We start from the raw sequence: 19,642 nt of genomic DNA, 5'->3' as shown, positions 1-19,642 counted from the left end.
TGTTATCCTATGTCAAAAATTGCTATGTTAAGTTTATTTGTGGTGGCTTTGTCATTACAAGGTTGTGTCCATAAAATCGTAACCGTCCCTGCCAAAGTCGCTTACAAAACCACCAAAGGCGTGGTCAAAGGCACAACCAAAGTCGTCAAAGCTGTTGTTCCAGGTGGTAGCGACAAGGACAAAAATGACTAAGAACCTGCCATAGTCAAACTACGCCCACCATCAATAGCCAATATTTGTCCAGTAATATAATTTGCCGATGCCAAAAATATCACCGCATCAGCGATATCTTTGGGTGTACCGATAGATTGTAGCGGAATACTTTGGCAAATACTGGCAATTTGACACTCGCTTAAGGCTTGCTCCGTGTCATGCTCTGGTAAAATATTGACACCGGGGGCGACACCATTTACACGCACATGCGGGGCAAGCTCCAACGCAAGCGACTGCACCAACATCTGATGAGCGGATTTTGCCATATTGTAAACCGTATAGCCCAAAAAAGGTCTGGCATTGGCATGAATGTCCAAGATACTGACAATCGCTCCATTCATTTGTTGCAAATTTTTGGCAAAGAATTGGCTCAAAAATAACGGTGCTTGAGCATTTGAACTCATCAAATTATGCCAATCTTTATCACAAATTTTGCCAAAAACAGTTGGATAAAACCGTGAAGCATTGTGTACCAACACATCAATCCGACTAAAACACGCCATCACATCATCACAAAACTTTGCCAGTTCGTGAGCATTTTCAAGGTTGGCATTCACGCATTTGGCAGAATTTGGGCGGATTTGGTTACAGCTGTTTGCCAGTTCTAGGGCTTCAGTTTTGCTTTGATGGTAATGAATGATGACATCAAACCCATTTTCATGAAAGGCTTGCACAATTGCCTTGCCAATCCTTTTTGCACCGCCTGTAACGCAAACGACTTTTTTGCTTTGATAATGTCTATTTTGATGATGATTGTTTGGTTGCATTTTTTTCCACCACGTATTTGCAATTTAAAAAAAAAGACAAATCCGCACGAATTTGTCTTTTTTTAACAAACTAACAATTAAGTCGTTGGTTGCTCAAGGCTTTGTTGATAGGCTTGGTCAAAATTGACAGGAGCTAACAACAATTGTGGGAAACTACCACGAGTAACGATGTCGCTAATGACTTCACGTGCATAAGGGAACAATACATTTGGACAGTACGCACCCAAAATCGCACTTAGCTGGTCTTCAGGAATGTTTTGCAACATAAAAATACCTGCTTGGTGTACTTCTGCGATAAAGGCCGTTTCGCCTGCGTTATTAGCAGTTACGTTGACGGTCAAAACGATTTGGTAGTGGTCATCGTCCAATTTTTCGGCACTGCTTGACAAATTAATGTCCAACTCAGGTTGCCACTCACGAGTAAAAACTTGTGCCCCTGGTACTTCTAATGACATATCTTTGACATAGATACGTTCTAATGCCAATTGTGGTAAATTTTGTTCATCAGCCATGATAGCTCCTCATAAAATCAGTTAAATAATGTTAATTATTTTAACACATTTAAAAATAATAAAAAACTCATTTAAAAAAATAACAACTAATCAATCAGTTAGCTTGGTTTTAATCAGCTATTTTAACCTGCAAGCAAAGCGTCCAAACTGCCGTCACGCTCTAATTTTGCCAAATCATCAGAACCACCGATAAATTTTTCACCGATAAAAATCTGTGGTACGGTGCGGTAATTGTTGGTTTTTTGGGCAAGTGCTTGGCGTTCTTCGCTTGATATGCTTGGCATATTGATTTCGGTAAACTGCACGCCTTTATTGCTCAACAAATGTTTGGCACGAATGCAATAAGGGCAGGTTGTGGTGGTGTAAATAGTAACAGGGACGCTCATATTTTTTCCTTTTTGTGTATTTAATGAATAAATAAGGGCAAGTTTTTACAATTCAAGGTTTTGAGATAAAAACTTGAGTAGATAGTGTAACCACTTATTTTTTCACCACTTTTTCAGATACCAATGGCAAGCCTGATGCCTGCCAATTGACAATGCCACCATCAAGGCGGTACACATTTTCTTTGCCAAGCATGGCAACCGCCGTGCCTGCCATCATACCCATTTGACAGACGATGATAATTGGGCGGTCGGATTGGCGTAGGCTGTCAATGTGATTTTTTAATTCGGTAAAAGGAATGTTGCGACTGCCTTGGATATAGCCTTTTTCAAAGTCTTTTTTGGGGCGAACATCAATTAATTCGGCATTTTGGTTATTTACCATCAAACCGACCGCATTGGGATTGATTTTTTTGCCACCACGTTTGGTTTCAATCATAAAAAATAACACAATTAGCACAAATAAAATACCAAACAAAAATGGGTGATTGCCCATAAATTCAAACCAACGTGCCAAAATAGCCTCCAAAATCGTACTTGTTTTTGAAAAAAATAGGATAAACGAAACATTATACCGTTAAAGCAGTGTTTTGTAAAAGTGATTTGTTGTTAAAATTGATTGTGATAGAAAATTTGATAATAAAAAACCCTAAGTAGTTGATTTACTTAGGGTTCAAAATATGGTGCCCGGGGCCGGACTTGAACCGGCACGCTCGTTAGAGCGAGGGATTTTAAATCCCTTGTGTCTACCAATTTCACCACCCGGGCTGAGTAGTCGCTTGGCATGAATGCCAGTGCGTTGGAATGTGCGATATTATAATCATTTTATTTTTATTTGCAAGTATTTTTTTAACTTGTTAAAAATAAAATGGAGGCTGAGGTCGGAATCGAACCGGCGTACACGGAGTTGCAGTCCGCTGCATGACCACTCTGCCACCCAGCCATTACTTGAGGATTGCTATAATACCAAATTTTTATAAAAGTGCAAGTGTTTTTTGCATTTTTTTTGATTTTTTTAATTTTATGGTTTTAGGATTTTAAAATTTTATCAAAATCGGTTAAAATAAGGCTTATTTTTTAGCTTTTTAACATGATGGGAGTTTGGTATGAGTTTGGTTCTTGATGGTAGAGCCTATGCAACACAGATGGAAAGCGAGTTAAAAACTCGTGTTGAGGCGTTAAAACAAAAAACAGGGGCAACGCCGATTTTGGCGACGATTTTGGTGGGTGATGACCCTGCGTCAGCAACTTATGTTAAGATGAAAGGCAATGCGTGTCGCCGTGTTGGTATGGATTCTATCAAAGTTGAAATGCCTCAGGATACTACAACCGAACAATTATTAGCAAAAATCAATGAGTTGAATAACAATCCAAATGTGCATGGCATTTTGTTGCAACACCCTGTGCCAAGTCAGATTGATGAACGTGTGTGTTTTGATGCGATTGATATCAAAAAAGACGTGGACGGCGTTACTTGTCTAGGCTTTGGTAATATGGCGATGGGCGAGCCTGCGTATGGGTCTTGCACGCCACAAGGCATTATGTATTTGCTACAAAAACACAATATTGAGCTGTCTGGCAAGCACGCTGTGGTGGTCGGTCGCTCAGCGATTTTGGGCAAACCAATGGCGATGATGTTGTTAAATGCCAACTGTACGGTAACAATTTGTCATTCAAAAACGCAAAATTTGGCGGAAATCGTCAAACAAGCGGATATTGTCGTGGGTGCGGTCGGCAAGCCTGAACTCATCAAAAAAGATTGGATTAAACAAGGTGCAGTCGTGGTTGATGCAGGTTTTCACCCAACTGAAAATGGCGGTGTTGGTGATATTGAATTAGCAGGGATTGAAGAAATTGCATCAGCTTACACGCCTGTTCCGGGGGGCGTAGGCCCGATGACGATTAATACCTTAATTCGCCAAACGGTTGAGTCGGCGGAAAAATCGGTGTGATTTTCTAAATTTGTTTTTGTTTAAGATAAAAATGTGTCAAATAAAGTTGGCACATTTTTTTTGTTAAAAAAATTTTGACAGCAATTTCAAACGTATTTGCCTTTAAAAAAAACACAAAATACCGCATAATATGATATATCTTATATCACATAAAATTTTAATATGACTGCCAATCCTTTATCAAATCTAACATTTCGTATCAATCAATCCCTTTTTGATAACCCAAAACACGACAAAAAGTGGCTTGGCAATCTACAAGGCATGGCTCAAGCTCTATGGTTGGCAAGCCTAACCACAACGGATAGCGGACAGCAAGACAGACTAAAAGTAGTCGTTACCCAAGACCAAAATCAGCTAAATCAATTAGAAACCGAACTGCGATTTTGTGGGGTGGACGCTCATGTGTTTCCAGATTGGGAAACGTTGGTTTATGATGAATTATCGCCACATCAAGACATCGTTGCTGAGCGGATTCGCCTTTTAACGCAAATGCCAACTAACGGAATTTTGTTGATTGGTGTGCAGACATTGGCTCAGCGTGTCGCTCCGATTTCTTGGCTTATTGGACAGCATTTTGACTTGTCGGTCGGTGATAAATTTGATATTGAACAGCAACGAGAACGGCTTGTCAATGCAGGTTATCATGCGGTGGATAATGTGTTTGAACCGAGTGAATTTGCGGTGCGTGGTAGCGTGATTGACTTGTTTGCGGTCGGTCAGCCGTTTCCTGTTCGCATTGATTTGTTTGATGATGAAATTGACAATATTCGCTTTTTTAATGAAAAAACTCAACGAAGTTTGACTAATGACGATATTAAAGAATTAGAAATTAACGACCCACATTTATACGCACAATTTAAAAAATATTTAAAAAATGCTAAACAAAATGGCGTTGGCAAAATTGACAGTTTTCAGATTTTACCTGCCAAAGAATTTCCATTAGAAACTGCAAAAGAAACGTTTCGTGCCAATTTTGCCAGCACGTTTGACAAACTTGGTGCAAGAAAAATTGAACTGTTTAACGATGTGTTAAACGGCATTGCACCGTCTGGGATTGAGTATTATCAGCCGTTGTTTTTTGATAAAGAAATTTGGCAACAAAATTCTGATTTTTTTGGTTATTTACCAAATAATAGTTTGTTAATTATTGACAATCAAGCGGAAACAGCTTATCAAAATTTTTGGCAACAAGTGCAAAATCGCTATGAAGACAGACGGCATGATGCTAATAAGCCGATTTTACCACCAACGGATTTGTACCTTGCTGAGCATATTTTTTATGAAAAATTGGCAAATTTTCAACGTATTTTTACCAATGAACAGGCGTTTGACGATAGCAAAAAAGGCGTGATTAATGCCAATACACAAACGCCACCCACGTTAAACATTGACCATAAACTTGCCGAACCGTTGCAAAAACTGATTGATTTTCAACAAAATTTTGCCAAACCAATTTTAATCGTTGCCGAAACCTCAGGGCGAAGAGAGATTTTAACTGAACTGTTGCAAAAGAAATTTACCTTGCAAAGTGTGGCGAATTTACAAGGATTTTTGGCGAATTTAGATGAAAATTTGTCCGCTAATCAGTTGGCTTTAACCACCGCACCGATTGAACGTGGCATGTTATTAGAGCAATTTGCGATTGTGTCAGAAATGCAGTTGTTCGGTCGGCAGGTGTTGCAAACTCGCAGACGCAGACAGAGCGATGTGTCGGATGAGTTTTTGGTAAAATCGGTCAGCGAGATGAATATTGGCGACCCTGTTGTGCATATTGATTTTGGTGTGGGGCGGTATCAAGGCTTGATTACGCTTGAGATTGATAAGCAATTGCAAGAATTTATTCATCTGTTGTATGCCGATGATGCGAGTATTTATGTGCCTGTGGCGAATTTGCAACTCATCAGCCGATACGCAGGGGGTGATACGGCAACCGCACCGCTCCACAGTATCGGCAGTGGCAAATGGGATAAGGCAAAAGCCAAAGCGTTAAGTCAAATTCATGACGTGGCGGCAGAACTTTTGAACGTGCAAGCAAGGCGAGATGCCAAAGTCGGTATTAATTTTGCCATTGACCAAATTCAATACGATTTGTTCGCAAGTCAATTTGCCTATGAAGAAACGCCCGACCAAACGAATGCCATTGAAGCCGTCATTCATGATATGAAACAAAATAAACCGATGGATAGATTGGTGTGTGGCGATGTGGGTTTTGGTAAAACCGAAGTCGCCATGCGTGCCGCCTTTATTGCGGTGCAGGCAGGTTATCAAGTGGCGGTACTCGTGCCGACAACGCTACTCGCTGGGCAACACGAAGATAATTTTATGGATAGGTTTGCCGATTGGGCGATTAATATTGAGAGCCTTTCTCGTTTTGGCACAAAAAAACAACACGACAAAATTTTACAAGATTTAGCCGATGGCAAGGTGGATATTATCATCGGTACGCACCGTATTTTGCAAGATGATGTTAAATTTGCCAAACTTGGCTTGATGATAGTTGATGAAGAACACCGTTTTGGCGTGCGTGATAAAGAGCGGATTAAAGCCATGCAGTCGGACGTGGACGTGCTTTCCATGACGGCAACGCCAATTCCACGCACGCTGAACATGGCGTTATCAGGTATGCGAAATATGTCCATTATCGCCACGCCCCCTGCTAGACGGCTTGCAGTAAAAACATTTGTCATGCAAAAAACCGATAATTTGTTAAAAGAAGCGATTTTGCGTGAATTGTTGCGTGGTGGACAAGTGTTTTTACTGCATAACGATGTGGCAAGTATTGAACGCATGGCGGAAACCATTCGTGAACTTGTGCCAGAATCTCGTGTGGCGGTCGCTCACGGACAGATGAAAGAGCGTGAACTTGAACAAGTCATGCAAGCCTTTTACCACAAAAAACACAACGTCCTAGTGTGTAGCACCATTATTGAAACAGGGATTGACATTCCCAACGCCAACACGATTATTATTAACCGTGCTGATAAATTTGGTTTAGCTCAACTTCACCAATTGCGTGGTCGTGTCGGTCGCAGTCATCACCAAGCCTATTGTTATCTGCTTGTGCCGTCATTAAAAGGCTTGACCACCGATGCCCAAAAACGCCTAGATGCGATTAGCCGAGCCAATACGCTTGGGGCGGGTTTCATGCTTGCAAGTGAAGATTTGGAAATTCGTGGGGCGGGCGAGTTGCTTGGTAAAAATCAAAGTGGTAATATGCAGGCGATTGGCTTTAACCTGTATATGGATATGTTAAACCGTGCGACTAAAGCGATTAAAGCAGGCAAACAGCCAGATTTAAACACGCCTTTGTCTTTGACAAGCGATATTAATTTGCATTTATCAGCGTTAATTCCTGATGATTATTTGGGCGATGTGCATCAACGGTTGTTGTTTTATAAAAAAATTGCCAATGCCGAAGATTACGACAGTTTAATCAGTATTCGTAGCGAAATGCTTGACCGTTTTGGCAGTTTGCCTGATTCTACCAAAAATTTGTTTACTATTCATCAAATTCGCTTAATGGCTGAACCGCTTGCAATTAGCAAGATTGACGGTAATGAACGGCAAGTTACGTTTGAGTTTTCGCCAAATACGCCTGTGGAAGCGATTACGATTATTCAGTTGATTCAGTCCAATCCGAGTAAGTTTAAAATGAATGGGGCAACAGGGATAAAAATGACTGATGAAAAGGCACTTGCCACCACAGAAGGGCGGATTGATGCGGTAAAAAGCTTGCTTGAAAAATTGTCTGAAAAGGCTTAAATAATGGAAAAAGTTAAGTACAAAAAAATTCGTGGTCAAAAAAAACGGTTACGAGATATTCAAACTTGGGTAGAAAACAACAAAAACCTTGATTTGGATTATCTAACTGAATATCATCGTGATTATGTCAAATTTTGGGTCAATCCATTCTCACGATTAAATTTAACCAATAGTCGCTACATGAAACCTAATGGCATTTATTTTGAAAAAATGGTTTGAAAATGTCAAAAAAACCGCTAAAAAAATTGAATTTCCAAAAGAAAGAAATTATATCAATGATTGTTGCTATGTTGTGCCAAAAGGTAATGTTTGGCTTGGAGAAATAAAATGACCCAACAACTACCCAATAACGAAAAGTTAATAGAAGAACCCACATACCCCGAAGACTGGGAATGTTGTGACAATGGCTGTGAAGAAATGTGCGTCTATGAAATCTACCGCACCCAAAAAAAAGCCTATGACGAACAACAAAAACGGTTAAAGTTATTAGACCAAATTGCCAAGCCGATTTAAATCAAACTGCGAGAAAAAACTTCTCTTAATTCAAAACTGGTATGCACCTGTGCAATGCCTTCAATGCGGTTCAAACGATGCAACAAAAATTCTTCATAATGTGCCATATCTCGCACCATTGCCTTTATCAGATAATCTTCGCTCCGCCCTGTTACAATGCTACAACTGACGACTTCGGGAAATTCTTTTACCGCATTTTCAAAGTTTTCAAAACGCTCGGCTGTGTGCCTATCCATGCTAATGGCGATAAAAACGGATAGCTGATAACCAAACTTTTGTGGATTAGTTTTGGCAAAATAACCTGTAATAAAACCGTTGTCTTCTAGCTGTTTAACACGTCTGGCACAGGGTGTCGGACTTAAGTTTACCAATTCGGCAAGCTCAAGGTTACTGATTTTAGCATTTTTTTGTAATTCGGCAAGAATTTTTTTGTCAAGATTGTCTAAATTTTGCATAATTTTCCTAGAAATGTTGAAATTCATCAATATTTTACAAAAAATTGGTGAAAAAAGCTATTTTTAATAAAAAATTTAGAAAAAATTAGAGAGTTTTTGTTAAAGAAATTGATTATAATAGTTTTATTATAGGACTTACGCAAAAACTTATTAAACATAGGCTGTGGCTTTAGCCCAGTATGGTTAAATTGCTTATTTGCTGGGTTAAAAACCCAGCCTACGCCAAAAAATGCGTAAGTCCTATATTATTTTTTTATCATTTTATTTAGGAAAAACTATGTCAGCTAAAAACACAGCCCAGCCAAAAAATCCTGCATTTGACTATACAAAATACCGTCCATTTGCATTCGCTCCAAAAATTACCAACCGTACTTGGTGCGACAAAACCATTACTAAAGCCCCAATTTGGACTTCGGTGGATTTGCGAGACGGCAATCAAGCCTTGATTGAGCCGATGAGCATTGAGCAAAAAATGCGTTTTTTCAAAACGTTGGTCGATGTCGGTTTTAAAGAAATTGAAATTGGTTTTCCGTCTGCGGCACAAGTTGAGTATGATTTTACTCGTCAGTTGATTGAAGGCGGTCATGTGCCTGATGATGTTACGTTGCAAGTATTGGTACAGGCTCGTGAACACTTAATTCGCCGTACGTTTGAGAGTTTAAAAGGGGCAAGACGTGCGATTGTCCACGTTTATAATTCTACGTCAAAAGTACAACGTGATAAAGTTTATCAAAAAAATTATGACGAAATTACCGAAATTGCGGTGCAAGGGGCGACTTTTTTGCGTGATTTGGCAAAAGAATATCCAGAAACCGAGTGGGTGTTTGAGTATTCGCCAGAGAGTTTTTCACAGACGGAAACCGACTTTGCCGTTAGCGTGTGCGATGCGGTGTGTCAAGTGTGGCGACCAGATTTGGGGCAACAGGTGATTTTTAACTTGCCTTCAACTGTTGAAAGCTCAACGCCGAATGTGTATGCTGATCAAGTGGAATATTTTTGCCAAAACTTGCCAATGCGTAAGCACGTTATCGTCAGCCTACACACGCACAACGACCGTGGCTGTGCGGTGGCGGCGAGTGAGTTAGGTCTAATGGCAGGGGCTGACCGTATTGAAGGGACGTTGTTTGGCAATGGCGAACGCACAGGCAACATGGACATTATGGTCATGGCGATGAATATGTACAGTCAAGGGGTCAATCCAGAGCTTGATTTTAGCAATATGAGCGAAATCGCCCAAGTGGTGAGCGAGTGCAATCAATTGCCAATCCACCCACGCCACCCATATGTTGGTGAGCTTGTGTTTACTGCGTTTAGCGGTTCGCACCAAGATGCGATTAAAAAATCGCTTGATTTTAACGAAAAACACAGCGAAGAAACGCAAGGCGTGTGGGACGTGGCGTATTTGCCGATTGACCCTGCACATATCGGACGTGGCTATCAAGACGTGGTGCGGATTAACAGTCAGTCTGGTAAGGGCGGTGTGGCGTATATTTTACAGCGTGATTTTGGTTTTAACTTGCCACGTTGGACGCAGATTGACTTTAGCCGAGTGGTGCAAAATGAAGCGGAAAGCCGTCAAACTGAATTGACTTCGGACGATATTATCACGATTTTTGAAAAAACGTATTTACAACAAAACACATTGGCGTTGCAAAATTATCAGATTAACAATGATGAAAACGAAGTAACGTTTAATGGTAAAATCGTGAAAAACGGCGAAACGCTTGCGATTAATGGCAAAGGCAATGGCGTGTTGTCAGCGTTCGTGGCTGGCGTGAGCGAGCAGTTGGGCAAAAATATCCATGTGATTAATTATGCGGAACACGCCTTGACCCAAAACGATGTGACGAGTACCGATGCCAATGCGGTGAGTTATTTGCAGTTAAATGTTGATGGTGAAATTTATTCTGGTATTGGTACTTGCTCAAGTACGGTGTCGGCGATGTTAAAAGCGACCTTGTCGGCGTTGGCACAGGCAGGTGTTTAACATTTAATAAAACATCATAAAAAAACGTGGTAAATTTGCCACGTTTTTTTAATGATGTTTAACCATGTTTGCTATTTTGGGGTCGATGCGTGGGAAAAATACATAGAAAAAATGCAAATTAAACATTGCCATAAATTTGTAAATGATGAGCAAATTTTTTACAATTTATCAGCCAATTCATCAATTCTTGATAAAATTTCATAACTTTTGGGTCTGTGTGGGTGAGATTTTGTAAATTTTTCACCAATGTATCAATCTGCTCAAGGCTAAAATCATTGTCAAAATATGGGGAAAAATCATCATGAAAATCAAAGACATTGACTTCTTTGTTGTATAAATACTCCCACACATCTTCAATCGGAATAATGGTATAAGTTTGTTCAATCGTATCAATATCCATGATACGACTATCATTTTTATCTCTTGCTGTCAGAATAAAACAAAGGCGATGTGGATGAGCAGAATATTTTTCATCAGCCGTTGTAATCACAGATTTGCTAATACGCCCATGCAAAATCCAACCTGTAGCCTGTGCAATGGCTTCTTCGACATTTTGCTGACAACGATGATAAAATTTCTCGGCTAGTTCCCTATCACAGTTGGCTTGTTGTTGAATAAAATCTAAATTTTGTTCATGAAACAATTGTTCGGCTTTTGCCAAATCATTATCCGTTTGTTTTAAAAGCTGTAAAGCGACAGGCGATGAACAATTGATTCGCTGTTTTAACTGTTGAAGTAATTGTAAATTTGACATTTAGATTTTCACCGCAAAAATAATAATCAACGCCACCAATACCAACACCGCCGTACCAATCGCCATTTTTTTGAGATAATCGTCATCATCGGCACGAGTTTGCTTGAGCGTATCGGTCATCACAAACGCTTGTTGCAACTTTTGGGCTTCTGCATGACCATGCAACGCCGATTGCATCAGCCAATATTTGCCCTGTTCGGTATTCACACCCACCAACTCACCGCTAAAATACAGCTTGCTTAGCAGTTTTTCAGCTCGGCTGTCTTCTAGTTTTGCTGATTGTTGCACAAGTTTTAAGCCTTCTTCACTATTTTTTGCCACGCCAAAATCACTATCACCACGCAACAACCACAAGGCTTGGCGAAGCATGGCATCGCTGACATTGGCTTGGGCGACTTTTTGGATAATGGCTTTGGCTTTGATACGGTGTTCTTCGGTAACATTGGGATTGTCAAAATGTTGCACAATTTGCACCGCTTGCTCATAGGCTTTTTGTACTGCACCGCTTAAATGTTCTGGTAAAACAATGACTTGCAAATCTTTTTGCAATTCACTAAATGTGTCTTGTACCAAAGGTTTTTCATCAATCATGGATTTTTTTTGGTTTAACAAACTTTCATGAATGGTCGGATTTGCCAATGCGTAAGCGATTTTAGCTTGGCGTTCGGCTTCTTCTTCGGCTTGTTTTTTGGCGATTTCTTCGGCAAGTTGTTGTTTATTTTGACGTTTTAATTTGAATTGTTCTAATTTTGACAAACTTTGGCTTTTTTTGGCTTTTTTGATAATCGGCTTTTGTTTGTCATTTACTACGTCTTGCACTGGCATTTGCATTGGGGTTTGTTGCACTGTTTGCGGATTATTCATTAACAAATTATCTGTATTATCCGCTTGTGAAACATCGTCAAATGCTTGATTTTCAACAATGTCTTCATCATCTGTCATGGACAAATCGCCAAAATCGGCAATATCGTACCGCCCAAAACTGACAATCTGTTTGGGTGGGGTAAACAAAAAACTGGCAAATAAATGATGATTTATTTGATTTTTTTGGGCGGTTTGTTGGCGGAGTTCTTCCCATTCTTGCTGACTTAGACGGTCAATCAACGGATTGTCTTTATCAGCGATATTTTGCACGCCAAAATCTTGATTTAAGAGCAGTTCAGACATATTTTTTCCAAAAATCTTTCAATCGAAATATTTTAACGTAAAACACAAAAATAGTAAAAAAAATTTGTGGCAAAGACAGTTATTTTGTAGCATTTTAAAAAAATCTTTGTTAAAATGGCGGTTTTAATTTTGTGTAATTTAAAGGTAATAACATGGCTCGTGTAACTGTAGAAGATTGTTTAACAAACATTCATAACCGTTTTGATTTGATTTTGGTCGCAAGCAAACGTGCTCGCCAAGTCGCTCGTGGGGCATCAGAGCCAATGGTAAACCCAGAAAACGACAAACCAACCGTCATCGCTTTGCGTGAAATCGCAGATGGCTTGGTAACTCGTGATATTTTAAATCAGCCAGACCGTGAAATCCCAAAACCACGCATGGATTTAAACATCTCAAGCAGTCATGGTTTTTAATCAATAAAACCCACAAAAATACATTGTCAAAAAGCTGTCGCAAGATGGCTTTTTTTGTTGGCTAAATAATTACAAAAAATTCTGCATTTTTTTGATAAAATCGCTTGACTTTTTGGCAAAAATCATCTTAAATTAGGATATCTTATTTTATAAATGGCTGGTAATTTTTCCAGCCATTTTTGCCCTTAGGGGAATCAATTTTTTTGCCAAAAATACACATCAGGGGAATTTTATGTATCCACTCGCTTTGCCAAAATTAAGCCACCCACTGGTGGTAGAATCCACGTCTGCCTTGATGCGTGCGGTGGGTTATTTGCCGATTGACAGCCAACAAAAGATTTTGGTGGCGTGTGAATTTGGCGACAAAGCCCACATCAAAGACAAACGCAAATCAGGCGAACCTTACATCACGCACCCCATTGCGGTGGCGGAGATTTTGGCTGGGTTTCGGCTCAATGTTGATGTGATTATTTCGGCAATTTTGCACGACACGGTAGAAGATACAGACGTAACCGAAGAACAAATTACCAAACTGTTTGGCGAAAAAGTGGCAAAAATCGTTGATGGTGTTACCAAACTAAAGTCAGATAAAAATAAAGACAAAAATTTAACCAAAGCTGGCACATTTCACAAAATTTTTACCGCAACGCTAGAAGACCCCCATGTTTTGGTGGTAAAACTTGCCGACCGCTTGCACAATATGTCCACGATGGACGCTGTCCGCCCAGAAAAACAACGCTCCACCGCCCAAGAAACGCTGAATTTTTATATTCCCTTTGCTCGCCTGTTAGGTTTAAATGATATTGCCGATTATATTGAAATTTTGTGTTATCGCAATTTAGACCCAGAAATGTATAACAAACTGTCGGATAAACTGTTACAACATGGTTTGGGACGCAGTTTTCACATTGAAAATATTCATAATTATTTAAATCTGGTGTTAAATAAACTTAATATTAATGGTGAAGTGCGAGATGTGGATAATAAGGTAGATTTGTACCGCCAATTTTTTAAAAATCGTGGCGATTTTAGCACGCTTTTGCACCATTATGCCTTTATGATGGTGGTGGACGATGTGGAAGATTGCGACAATTTAGCTAATTATCTGATTAAAAAATACAACATTCCACCCAAAGACATTCATGATAATATCCGAAAGCCACTGGCAGGGGGCAATCAGTCGTTAAAACTGACTTATCATCGTGAATTTGATACCATTGAGGTGGTGATTTTAACCAAACGAATGTTGAGTTCTTCACGTTTAGGGGCGTTGATGGACGAAAATAATTCGGCAGTCAGTCGTTCGGTGGTGCAGGCTTCGCTTCGCAATTTGCAAGGTTTGTTGTTAGAAAAAGACAACTTAGAAGACGATGCCTTGTCTACTGTGAACAAATTGATTGATTATTTGCACGAGCATAAAATCGTCTGCTACACGCCAAATGGCGACGCTCACGAACTGCCACGTGGGGCGACTGCGTTGGATTTTGCTTATTCGGTGAGCACCAGCCTTGGCAACACCGCAACAGGCGCAAATATCAACAACGAAAAAGCCAAACTCGGCTCGGTGCTACAGTCTGGGCAATATGTGGAAATTGAAGCCGACAAAAATGCCGAACCCAAAGCCGAATGGCTGGGCTTTGTGGCGACCAACAAAGCTCGCCGTGCGTTACGCAGTTGGTTAAAAACCCTAACGCCAGAGCAACGCCAACAACATGGGCGTGATGCCTTTGCTCGTGCCTTAAAAAATCAAGGGCGAAATATTGACGATTTGACCGCTGATGAATGGCAAATGCTGATGGATTGGCGTGGCGTATCTGAGCCTAGCGGATTGTTTGAACAAGTTACCACAGGGGCATTGTTGCCACAGATTTTGGCATCTCGCCTGTTCACGCCAGAACAGCTTGCCCAAAACCAAGCACTCGCCCACAATGCTCGCCAACCACAAAGCCTTATCGCTGAAGCGACTGGGCTTGAAGTGGACTATTCTGGTTGTTGCCACCCGATTTATGGTGATAAAATTGTCGGACATTTATCCACTAATGGCTTGGTCGTTCACCGTCATAAATGCTATTCTATGAACGAAATTCGCAAAGAAAATCCGTATCAAGTCATGCCACTACATTGGAGGGTGTTTGAAAATGATAGCCAAAAACAACGCTTTTTCTTTGATGCGGTGCTAAAAATTTGGCAATCGCTGGACAATGAACAGGTGAGCCAAGCGATTTTTGAAGTGCGTGAAGTCAATGCAGGTTTTGAAAAAATTGATGTGCGTGCGTCTTATACCTTGTTGCACCTTGTGATTGAAAGCCGTGAACAATTGTCTGATATTATTCATGGCTTGCGTAATTCACTCGGTTATCCAAACATTCAGCGATTGTACCAATGGTCAGATGATGTTTAATTTTTGATAAAAAGCGTGTTAAAATAACCGAAAAATATCCATTTTTACCATTTATCTTCACAACAAAAAGGAAAAACTATGAGCCGTGAAATTATTCATACTGATAATGCCCCAAAAGCGGTCGGCACTTACTCACAAGCGGTAAAAGTCGGCAATACTGTCTATGTGTCTGGACAAATTGGTCTTGACCCTGTGACCATGCAATTAGCGGACGGCTTTGAAGCCCAAGCCAATCAAGTTTTGTCAAATATTGAGGCGATTTGCAAAGCGTCAGGTGGCGATTTATCAAGCGTGGTAAAATATAATGTGTCTTTGACAGATTTAGCCAATTTTAATGCGTTAAATGAGATTTTTGTCGCTCGTTTGCCACAGCCTTACCCTGCTCGTGCGGCGGTGCAAGTCGCTGCCTTGCCAAAAGGGGCGGTGGTTGAGATTGAAGCGATTTTAGCATTAGACTAAATAATTAATTACATTATTCTTAGTATTGACTAAAATTTTCATTTGTTTTAACATTATTTAAAAGGCTAGCACCTAAAGTAAAATCCCATGGCAATTAAAGCCTTTCGGTATTTAGGTATTGCTAGCCTTTTTCTTTTCCATAAGAATATATTGCATTATGCTAATCCAAGTCGCCTTACCTGTTCCGCTTTACCGAGTATTTGATTATCTTGTACCCGAAATATGGCAAACTGCCGAGCTTTTCCCAAAAATCGGAAGTCGGGTACTTGTGTCTTTTGGTCGGCAAAAGTTGGTCGGAATCGTTGTCAATCATATAGAAACAAGCGAAATTTCTCAAAATAAATTAAAAGAAATTGTAGAAATACTGGATAATCAAGCCATTCTTGACGACAATTTATTAAAACTTGCCCATTGGCTTAGCCATTATTATCATTATCCGCTTGGCGATGTGTTTGCAGTTATGTTGCCAACGTTAATCCGTCAAGGCAAGGCATTTGAACAACCGCAAGACTTTTGGCGAGTTTTACGAAAAGCCGATGACAACGATTTTTCCAAATCTGCTAAACAACAAAAACAACAGTTTAGTTTAATAGAATTATATAATGAATTTAATTTATTTAATAATCAACATGAAATTTTAGAAAGCCAACTGCTTGCTCAAGGTGTCAAAAAATCTTATTTACAAAAATTTGCCGAAAAAGGCTTAATTGAACATTTTTCCGCCATTGTCAGCGAACAACCGCCAAAGCCTGTTACCTTAAAACAAGACAATTTACTGCTTAATGACGAACAAAATATCGCTATTCAACAAATTTTTCAAGCGATTGACGAAAAAAAATATCAAGGTTTTTTGTTAAACGGCATTACAGGCTCTGGCAAAACCGAAGTGTATCTACAAGCCATGCAACCTGTGTTGCAAAATAATCAACAAGTGTTAATTCTTGTACCGGAAATCGGCTTGACACCACAGACCGAACAGCGATTTTCCGAACGTTTTTCCGCCAATGTGTTAATGTTACATTCGGGTTTGACCGATACAGTTCGGCTAAATGGTTGGCAAGCCTGTCGCACAGGGCAAGCCCAGATTATCATCGGCACTCGTTCTAGTATTTTTTATCCGTTTGCCAATTTGGGCTTGATTATCATTGATGAAAGCCACGACCAATCCTACAAACAGCAAGATACCCTGCGTTATCATGCGTCCGATGTGGCATTGTATCGGGGTATGACGGCAAAAATTCCTGTGATTTTGGGGACGGCAACGCCATCGTTAGAAAGTTTACATTTAGTTAATCAACAAAAGTTAAAAGAATTAACCTTAACCAAACGTGCGGGCAACGCTAACACCGCCCCCATTCAGCTGATTGACGCTCGCCAGCAAAAATGGCAACACGGCTTGGCTGAAAATCTGATTAACGCCATGCGACAAACGCTGGAAAAAGATGAACAAGTGCTGGTTTTTCTCAATCGGCGTGGTTACGCTCCGATTTTACTGTGCGATGCGTGCGGTTGGCAGGCGGATTGCCCACGTTGCGATGCTCATTTGACCGTACATTTGTCGCCTGTGCCTGTGTTAAAATGTCATCATTGCGATTGGCAAAGTTTTATGCCAAAGACTTGCCCAGACTGCGGTAGCACCAATCTTGACCCTGTCGGCATGGGGACGGCTCGCTTGACCGAAAGTTTAGCCGAGATTTTTGCTGATGTGCCGATTATCCAAATTGACCGAGATACGACCAAACGCAAGGACAGTTGGCAAAAAATTTATCAACAAATTTCTGCCAATCCTAAGGCGATTTTGGTCGGTACGCAAATGGTAGCAAAGGGGCATCATTTTCCCAATGTAACGCTTGTTGCTATGCCAAATGCGGACAGGGGATTTTTGTCGGCGGATTTTCGCTCGCCTGAGCATACCGCCCAACTGATTATTCAAGTGGCAGGGCGTGCAGGGCGTGCCGAAAAGTCTGGGCGTGTGTTAATTCAAACCTTGCAACCAGAGAATCCTGCTCTTTTGACCTTGGTTCGGCATGGCTATTTGGCATTGGCTCGGCAATTGTTGGCAGAACGGCAGTTGCTTGGTTTACCGCCTTTTACTTATGCGTGTTTGGTGCGAGTGGAAGGGCGATTTTTGGAAAAAAATCATCAGTTTTTGACTGATGCCAAACAATTATTGCCGAATCAGGCGACTTTGACGAGCTTGGGCTTGGCGGTGTCTGGCATTGTGGACGCACCAATGACGAAAAAAAATAGCCGTTATCATTCGCAATTGTTGATTTTGGGGCGAAATCGGCAAGCGTTACATCAGTTGTTAAATGATTGGTGGCAAATGGCGTTAAATCTGCCGTCTGCAAAATATTTGAAAATTACGCTGGATATAGACCCAAGTGGGTGGGCGTAATTTAGCAAGGACAGCGTTTCATTGTACCGCCTTTGCCTGACGGATAGCGAGCTTCCACACAATAACGAAAAAACGTTTTTTCATCCATTGGCTCAAGGTCTGGATGATGTTTCTTCATATGCTCAAGATAGGTGGGGTAATCTGGCACGCCCACCATCAAACGAAAACTTTGTTGCAAACGTTTGATTAGCGTTAGTACACGTCCGATATTTTTGGGATTTAATAGCAAATCTTTTTGGGCTTTTAGGGTCATTTTTACCAAATTTCCCACCAATTTTTTCATATTGCTTCCCTTTTTTTATTATTATCATAAGTAATCGGATAAAATTAAAATGTATATTTGTAGGGTGGGTTAGCGATAGCGTAACCCACCAAAATCCTTATAAAATGCACTTCGTCTTGCGAAGCAGTGCTTCTCAGGTTACGCCAGAAAAGACGGGCTAACCCACCCTACGAACTATTATGTTTAAAATTAGACCTCTTTCCAAACTAACCCAACTCGAAATTATAAATGGCACAAATCAAATTAACCCTTAAGCCAAAGCGTTTTCTGCGATTACGATAACGACAGGCTAGGATTTTAAAACGTTTGATTTTGCCGATAACATGTTCATTGGTTACCCGTTCAGAAGCTAATTCTCGATTGGCTTGTTTGTCAACTTTAGATAGTGGATTAAGCTTGGTTTTCTTTTTTGGGAATTTGCTATTGGCATGGTGTTTGTGTATGCCTTGATAGCCCGAATCTACTTGGATTAAGATACTAGGCTTTATACGCATTTTTGAGTATTGGTAAAGTTTAAAGTCATGGGTTTTACCTTTGCTAAAATGGGTACAAAGTATTTTTTTGCTGTTTTTATCGACAACGATTTGTGCTTTTAAGGTGTGGTGTTTCTTTTACCTGAGTATTGCCTGCGTTGCTTTTTTTGGGTCGCTCACAAGGTACTTCGGTTGCGTCTATCAGTACGGTTTCAAGGTTTGGGTCTTGCCATAAAGCCTTTTTGCTAGGTAGGGCAAAGTCTTTGTGGGCTATCAGTATGCTTTCTACCCATTTGATGGTTTTACAGACAGCACTTTCACTGATACCAAAGTCTTGCCCTAGGTGAAATTGGGTGCGATATTCTCGGTAGTAACTCAAAGTCAGCATGAGCTTGTTTTCTAGGCTGATTTCATTTTTCCTGCCACCTTTTTTGTGTTGTTCGTTGTATGCTTCTTGTAGTATGGTGAGCATATGAGTATAGGTACTTCTTTGGATGCCAAAGTAGCGTTTAAATTGTGCGTCACTGAGTTTTTCTGCTTGTTCGGGTATCATGCTTTTGCTGTTTTTTCTAAAAATCAGTATTATACCAAATCACTATTAAGGTTTGGAAAGAGGTCTATTGTCTTTTTACTTAGCAAAAATAGTTAAAAACCCATTCTAATGACAATAAAAAAAGGTGGAATTACCGTTCCAAAAAACCTACCTAAATCTACCCAAGAGCAAATTTAGCGTTTTCTTCCTACTTCGCC

18 protein-coding genes, 2 tRNA genes and 1 pseudogene are annotated in these 19,642 nt (G+C 40.3%); 10 read left to right on the top strand and 11 right to left on the bottom strand.

The genetic code is table 11. The annotated features are described in order from the left end of the window. The first annotated feature begins 9 nt into the window (after positions 1 to 9). The gene (locus ACGTJS_RS00520) at positions 10 to 192 is read left to right on the top strand and encodes an NF038104 family lipoprotein (RefSeq protein ID WP_315041524.1); all 183 of its coding nucleotides are present in this window, start codon (positions 10 to 12) and stop codon (positions 190 to 192) included. Here the strand turns inward: ACGTJS_RS00520 and ACGTJS_RS00515 are convergent. The 6 genes from ACGTJS_RS00515 to ACGTJS_RS00490 all read right to left on the bottom strand — a co-directional run bounded on the left by ACGTJS_RS00515 (position 189) and on the right by ACGTJS_RS00490 (position 2,818). Then, positions 189 to 980 (bottom strand): pteridine reductase, encoded by a 792-nt coding sequence (locus ACGTJS_RS00515; protein ID WP_410472474.1) that lies wholly within the window; start codon positions 978 to 980, stop codon positions 189 to 191. The genes ACGTJS_RS00520 and ACGTJS_RS00515 overlap by 4 nt on opposite strands. A gap of 77 nt (positions 981 to 1,057) precedes the next feature. Then, positions 1,058 to 1,492 carry a protein-export chaperone SecB gene (gene secB, locus ACGTJS_RS00510; RefSeq protein WP_315041517.1) on the bottom strand — a complete coding sequence of 145 codons (435 nt, stop codon included), beginning with the start codon at positions 1,490 to 1,492 and terminating at the stop codon, positions 1,058 to 1,060. Positions 1,493 to 1,614: 122 nt separating this feature from the next. Next, a complete protein-coding gene (grxC, locus tag ACGTJS_RS00505; protein ID WP_410472473.1) occupies positions 1,615 to 1,878 on the bottom strand; it encodes a glutaredoxin 3 in 264 nt (87 codons plus the stop codon). 94 nt (positions 1,879 to 1,972) lie between these two features. Beyond that, a complete protein-coding gene (locus ACGTJS_RS00500) occupies positions 1,973 to 2,392 on the bottom strand; it encodes a rhodanese-like domain-containing protein (protein ID WP_315041514.1) in 420 nt (139 codons plus the stop codon). 164 nt (positions 2,393 to 2,556) lie between these two features. Then, a tRNA-Leu gene (locus ACGTJS_RS00495) sits at positions 2,557 to 2,643 on the bottom strand. 101 nt (positions 2,644 to 2,744) lie between these two features. Then, positions 2,745 to 2,818, bottom strand: a tRNA-Cys gene (locus ACGTJS_RS00490). Between the two features lie 163 nt (positions 2,819 to 2,981). On the opposite strand from ACGTJS_RS00490, the gene folD reads away from it, so the two are divergent. The 4 genes from folD to ACGTJS_RS00470 all read left to right on the top strand — a co-directional run bounded on the left by folD (position 2,982) and on the right by ACGTJS_RS00470 (position 8,102). After that, entirely contained in the window at positions 2,982 to 3,827 is an 846-nt protein-coding gene (gene folD, locus ACGTJS_RS00485) for a bifunctional methylenetetrahydrofolate dehydrogenase/methenyltetrahydrofolate cyclohydrolase FolD (RefSeq protein ID WP_315041512.1), read from the top strand. Between the two features lie 162 nt (positions 3,828 to 3,989). Beyond that, on the top strand, positions 3,990 to 7,589 hold the full coding sequence (mfd, locus tag ACGTJS_RS00480; RefSeq protein WP_410472472.1) for a transcription-repair coupling factor: 3,600 nt from the start codon (positions 3,990 to 3,992) through the stop codon (positions 7,587 to 7,589). Between the two features lie 3 nt (positions 7,590 to 7,592). Beyond that, positions 7,593 to 7,808: a hypothetical protein gene (locus ACGTJS_RS00475; RefSeq protein ID WP_315041508.1), complete on the top strand. Its 216-nt coding sequence runs from the start codon at positions 7,593 to 7,595 to the stop codon at positions 7,806 to 7,808. 108 nt (positions 7,809 to 7,916) lie between these two features. Next, positions 7,917 to 8,102 (top strand): oxidoreductase-like domain-containing protein, encoded by a 186-nt coding sequence (locus ACGTJS_RS00470; RefSeq protein ID WP_315041506.1) that lies wholly within the window; start codon positions 7,917 to 7,919, stop codon positions 8,100 to 8,102. Here ACGTJS_RS00470 and ACGTJS_RS00465 read toward each other — a convergent pair. Then, complete coding sequence (locus tag ACGTJS_RS00465; RefSeq protein ID WP_315041504.1) at positions 8,099 to 8,557, bottom strand: Lrp/AsnC family transcriptional regulator; 459 nt, start codon at positions 8,555 to 8,557, stop codon at positions 8,099 to 8,101. The genes ACGTJS_RS00470 and ACGTJS_RS00465 overlap by 4 nt on opposite strands. Before the next feature lie 277 nt (positions 8,558 to 8,834). On the opposite strand from ACGTJS_RS00465, the gene leuA reads away from it, so the two are divergent. After that, positions 8,835 to 10,544 (top strand): 2-isopropylmalate synthase, encoded by a 1,710-nt coding sequence (gene leuA, locus ACGTJS_RS00460; RefSeq protein WP_315041502.1) that lies wholly within the window; start codon positions 8,835 to 8,837, stop codon positions 10,542 to 10,544. Between the two features lie 118 nt (positions 10,545 to 10,662). Here leuA and ACGTJS_RS00455 read toward each other — a convergent pair whose 3' ends face one another. Further along, positions 10,663 to 11,298, bottom strand: coding sequence for a hypothetical protein (locus tag ACGTJS_RS00455; protein WP_410472471.1), 636 nt, complete (start codon positions 11,296 to 11,298; stop codon positions 10,663 to 10,665). Next, entirely contained in the window at positions 11,299 to 12,465 is a 1,167-nt protein-coding gene (locus ACGTJS_RS00450) for a tetratricopeptide repeat protein (RefSeq protein WP_410472470.1), read from the bottom strand. A gap of 152 nt (positions 12,466 to 12,617) precedes the next feature. Here ACGTJS_RS00450 and rpoZ point away from each other — a divergent pair, with 152 nt between their 5' ends. The 4 genes from rpoZ to ACGTJS_RS00430 all read left to right on the top strand — a co-directional run bounded on the left by rpoZ (position 12,618) and on the right by ACGTJS_RS00430 (position 18,136). Continuing rightward, a complete protein-coding gene (gene rpoZ / locus ACGTJS_RS00445) occupies positions 12,618 to 12,878 on the top strand; it encodes a DNA-directed RNA polymerase subunit omega (RefSeq protein ID WP_315041496.1) in 261 nt (86 codons plus the stop codon). 232 nt (positions 12,879 to 13,110) lie between these two features. After that, positions 13,111 to 15,279, top strand: coding sequence for a RelA/SpoT family protein (locus ACGTJS_RS00440; RefSeq protein ID WP_315041494.1), 2,169 nt, complete (start codon positions 13,111 to 13,113; stop codon positions 15,277 to 15,279). A 78-nt stretch (positions 15,280 to 15,357) separates the two neighbouring features. Continuing rightward, entirely contained in the window at positions 15,358 to 15,738 is a 381-nt protein-coding gene (locus tag ACGTJS_RS00435) for a Rid family detoxifying hydrolase (RefSeq protein ID WP_410472469.1), read from the top strand. A gap of 157 nt (positions 15,739 to 15,895) precedes the next feature. Continuing rightward, positions 15,896 to 18,136: a primosomal protein N' gene (locus tag ACGTJS_RS00430; RefSeq protein WP_410472468.1), complete on the top strand. Its 2,241-nt coding sequence runs from the start codon at positions 15,896 to 15,898 to the stop codon at positions 18,134 to 18,136. Position 18,137: 1 nt separating this feature from the next. Here the strand turns inward: ACGTJS_RS00430 and ACGTJS_RS00425 are convergent, their stop codons facing one another. Together ACGTJS_RS00425 and ACGTJS_RS00420 are read right to left on the bottom strand one after the other, a co-directional pair. Then, positions 18,138 to 18,419 carry a YbdD/YjiX family protein gene (locus ACGTJS_RS00425; protein ID WP_410472467.1) on the bottom strand — a complete coding sequence of 94 codons (282 nt, stop codon included), beginning with the start codon at positions 18,417 to 18,419 and terminating at the stop codon, positions 18,138 to 18,140. 206 nt (positions 18,420 to 18,625) lie between these two features. Beyond that, a pseudogene (locus ACGTJS_RS00420) lies at positions 18,626 to 19,445 on the bottom strand (IS5 family transposase). Between the last annotated feature and the right edge of the window lie 197 nt (positions 19,446 to 19,642).

Source organism: Faucicola mancuniensis (assembly GCF_046523945.1).
Taxonomy (GTDB): domain Bacteria; phylum Pseudomonadota; class Gammaproteobacteria; order Pseudomonadales; family Moraxellaceae; genus Faucicola; species Faucicola mancuniensis.
This window is presented reverse-complemented; position numbering and strand designations above follow the sequence as displayed.

Coding starts and splice junctions, on each gene's coding strand:
- ACGTJS_RS00520 (WP_315041524.1), top strand. CDS start 10: ATGTCAAAAATTGCTATGTTAAGTTTATTTGTGGTGGCTTTGTCATTA.
- ACGTJS_RS00515 (WP_410472474.1), bottom strand. CDS start 980: ATGCAACCAAACAATCATCATCAAAATAGACATTATCAAAGCAAAAAA.
- secB (WP_315041517.1), bottom strand. CDS start 1,492: ATGGCTGATGAACAAAATTTACCACAATTGGCATTAGAACGTATCTAT.
- grxC (WP_410472473.1), bottom strand. CDS start 1,878: ATGAGCGTCCCTGTTACTATTTACACCACCACAACCTGCCCTTATTGC.
- folD (WP_315041512.1), top strand. CDS start 2,982: ATGAGTTTGGTTCTTGATGGTAGAGCCTATGCAACACAGATGGAAAGC.
- mfd (WP_410472472.1), top strand. CDS start 3,990: ATGACTGCCAATCCTTTATCAAATCTAACATTTCGTATCAATCAATCC.
- ACGTJS_RS00475 (WP_315041508.1), top strand. CDS start 7,593: ATGGAAAAAGTTAAGTACAAAAAAATTCGTGGTCAAAAAAAACGGTTA.
- ACGTJS_RS00470 (WP_315041506.1), top strand. CDS start 7,917: ATGACCCAACAACTACCCAATAACGAAAAGTTAATAGAAGAACCCACA.
- ACGTJS_RS00465 (WP_315041504.1), bottom strand. CDS start 8,557: ATGCAAAATTTAGACAATCTTGACAAAAAAATTCTTGCCGAATTACAA.
- leuA (WP_315041502.1), top strand. CDS start 8,835: ATGTCAGCTAAAAACACAGCCCAGCCAAAAAATCCTGCATTTGACTAT.
- ACGTJS_RS00455 (WP_410472471.1), bottom strand. CDS start 11,298: ATGTCAAATTTACAATTACTTCAACAGTTAAAACAGCGAATCAATTGT.
- ACGTJS_RS00450 (WP_410472470.1), bottom strand. CDS start 12,465: ATGTCTGAACTGCTCTTAAATCAAGATTTTGGCGTGCAAAATATCGCT.
- rpoZ (WP_315041496.1), top strand. CDS start 12,618: ATGGCTCGTGTAACTGTAGAAGATTGTTTAACAAACATTCATAACCGT.
- ACGTJS_RS00440 (WP_315041494.1), top strand. CDS start 13,111: ATGTATCCACTCGCTTTGCCAAAATTAAGCCACCCACTGGTGGTAGAA.
- ACGTJS_RS00435 (WP_410472469.1), top strand. CDS start 15,358: ATGAGCCGTGAAATTATTCATACTGATAATGCCCCAAAAGCGGTCGGC.
- ACGTJS_RS00430 (WP_410472468.1), top strand. CDS start 15,896: ATGCTAATCCAAGTCGCCTTACCTGTTCCGCTTTACCGAGTATTTGAT.
- ACGTJS_RS00425 (WP_410472467.1), bottom strand. CDS start 18,419: ATGAAAAAATTGGTGGGAAATTTGGTAAAAATGACCCTAAAAGCCCAA.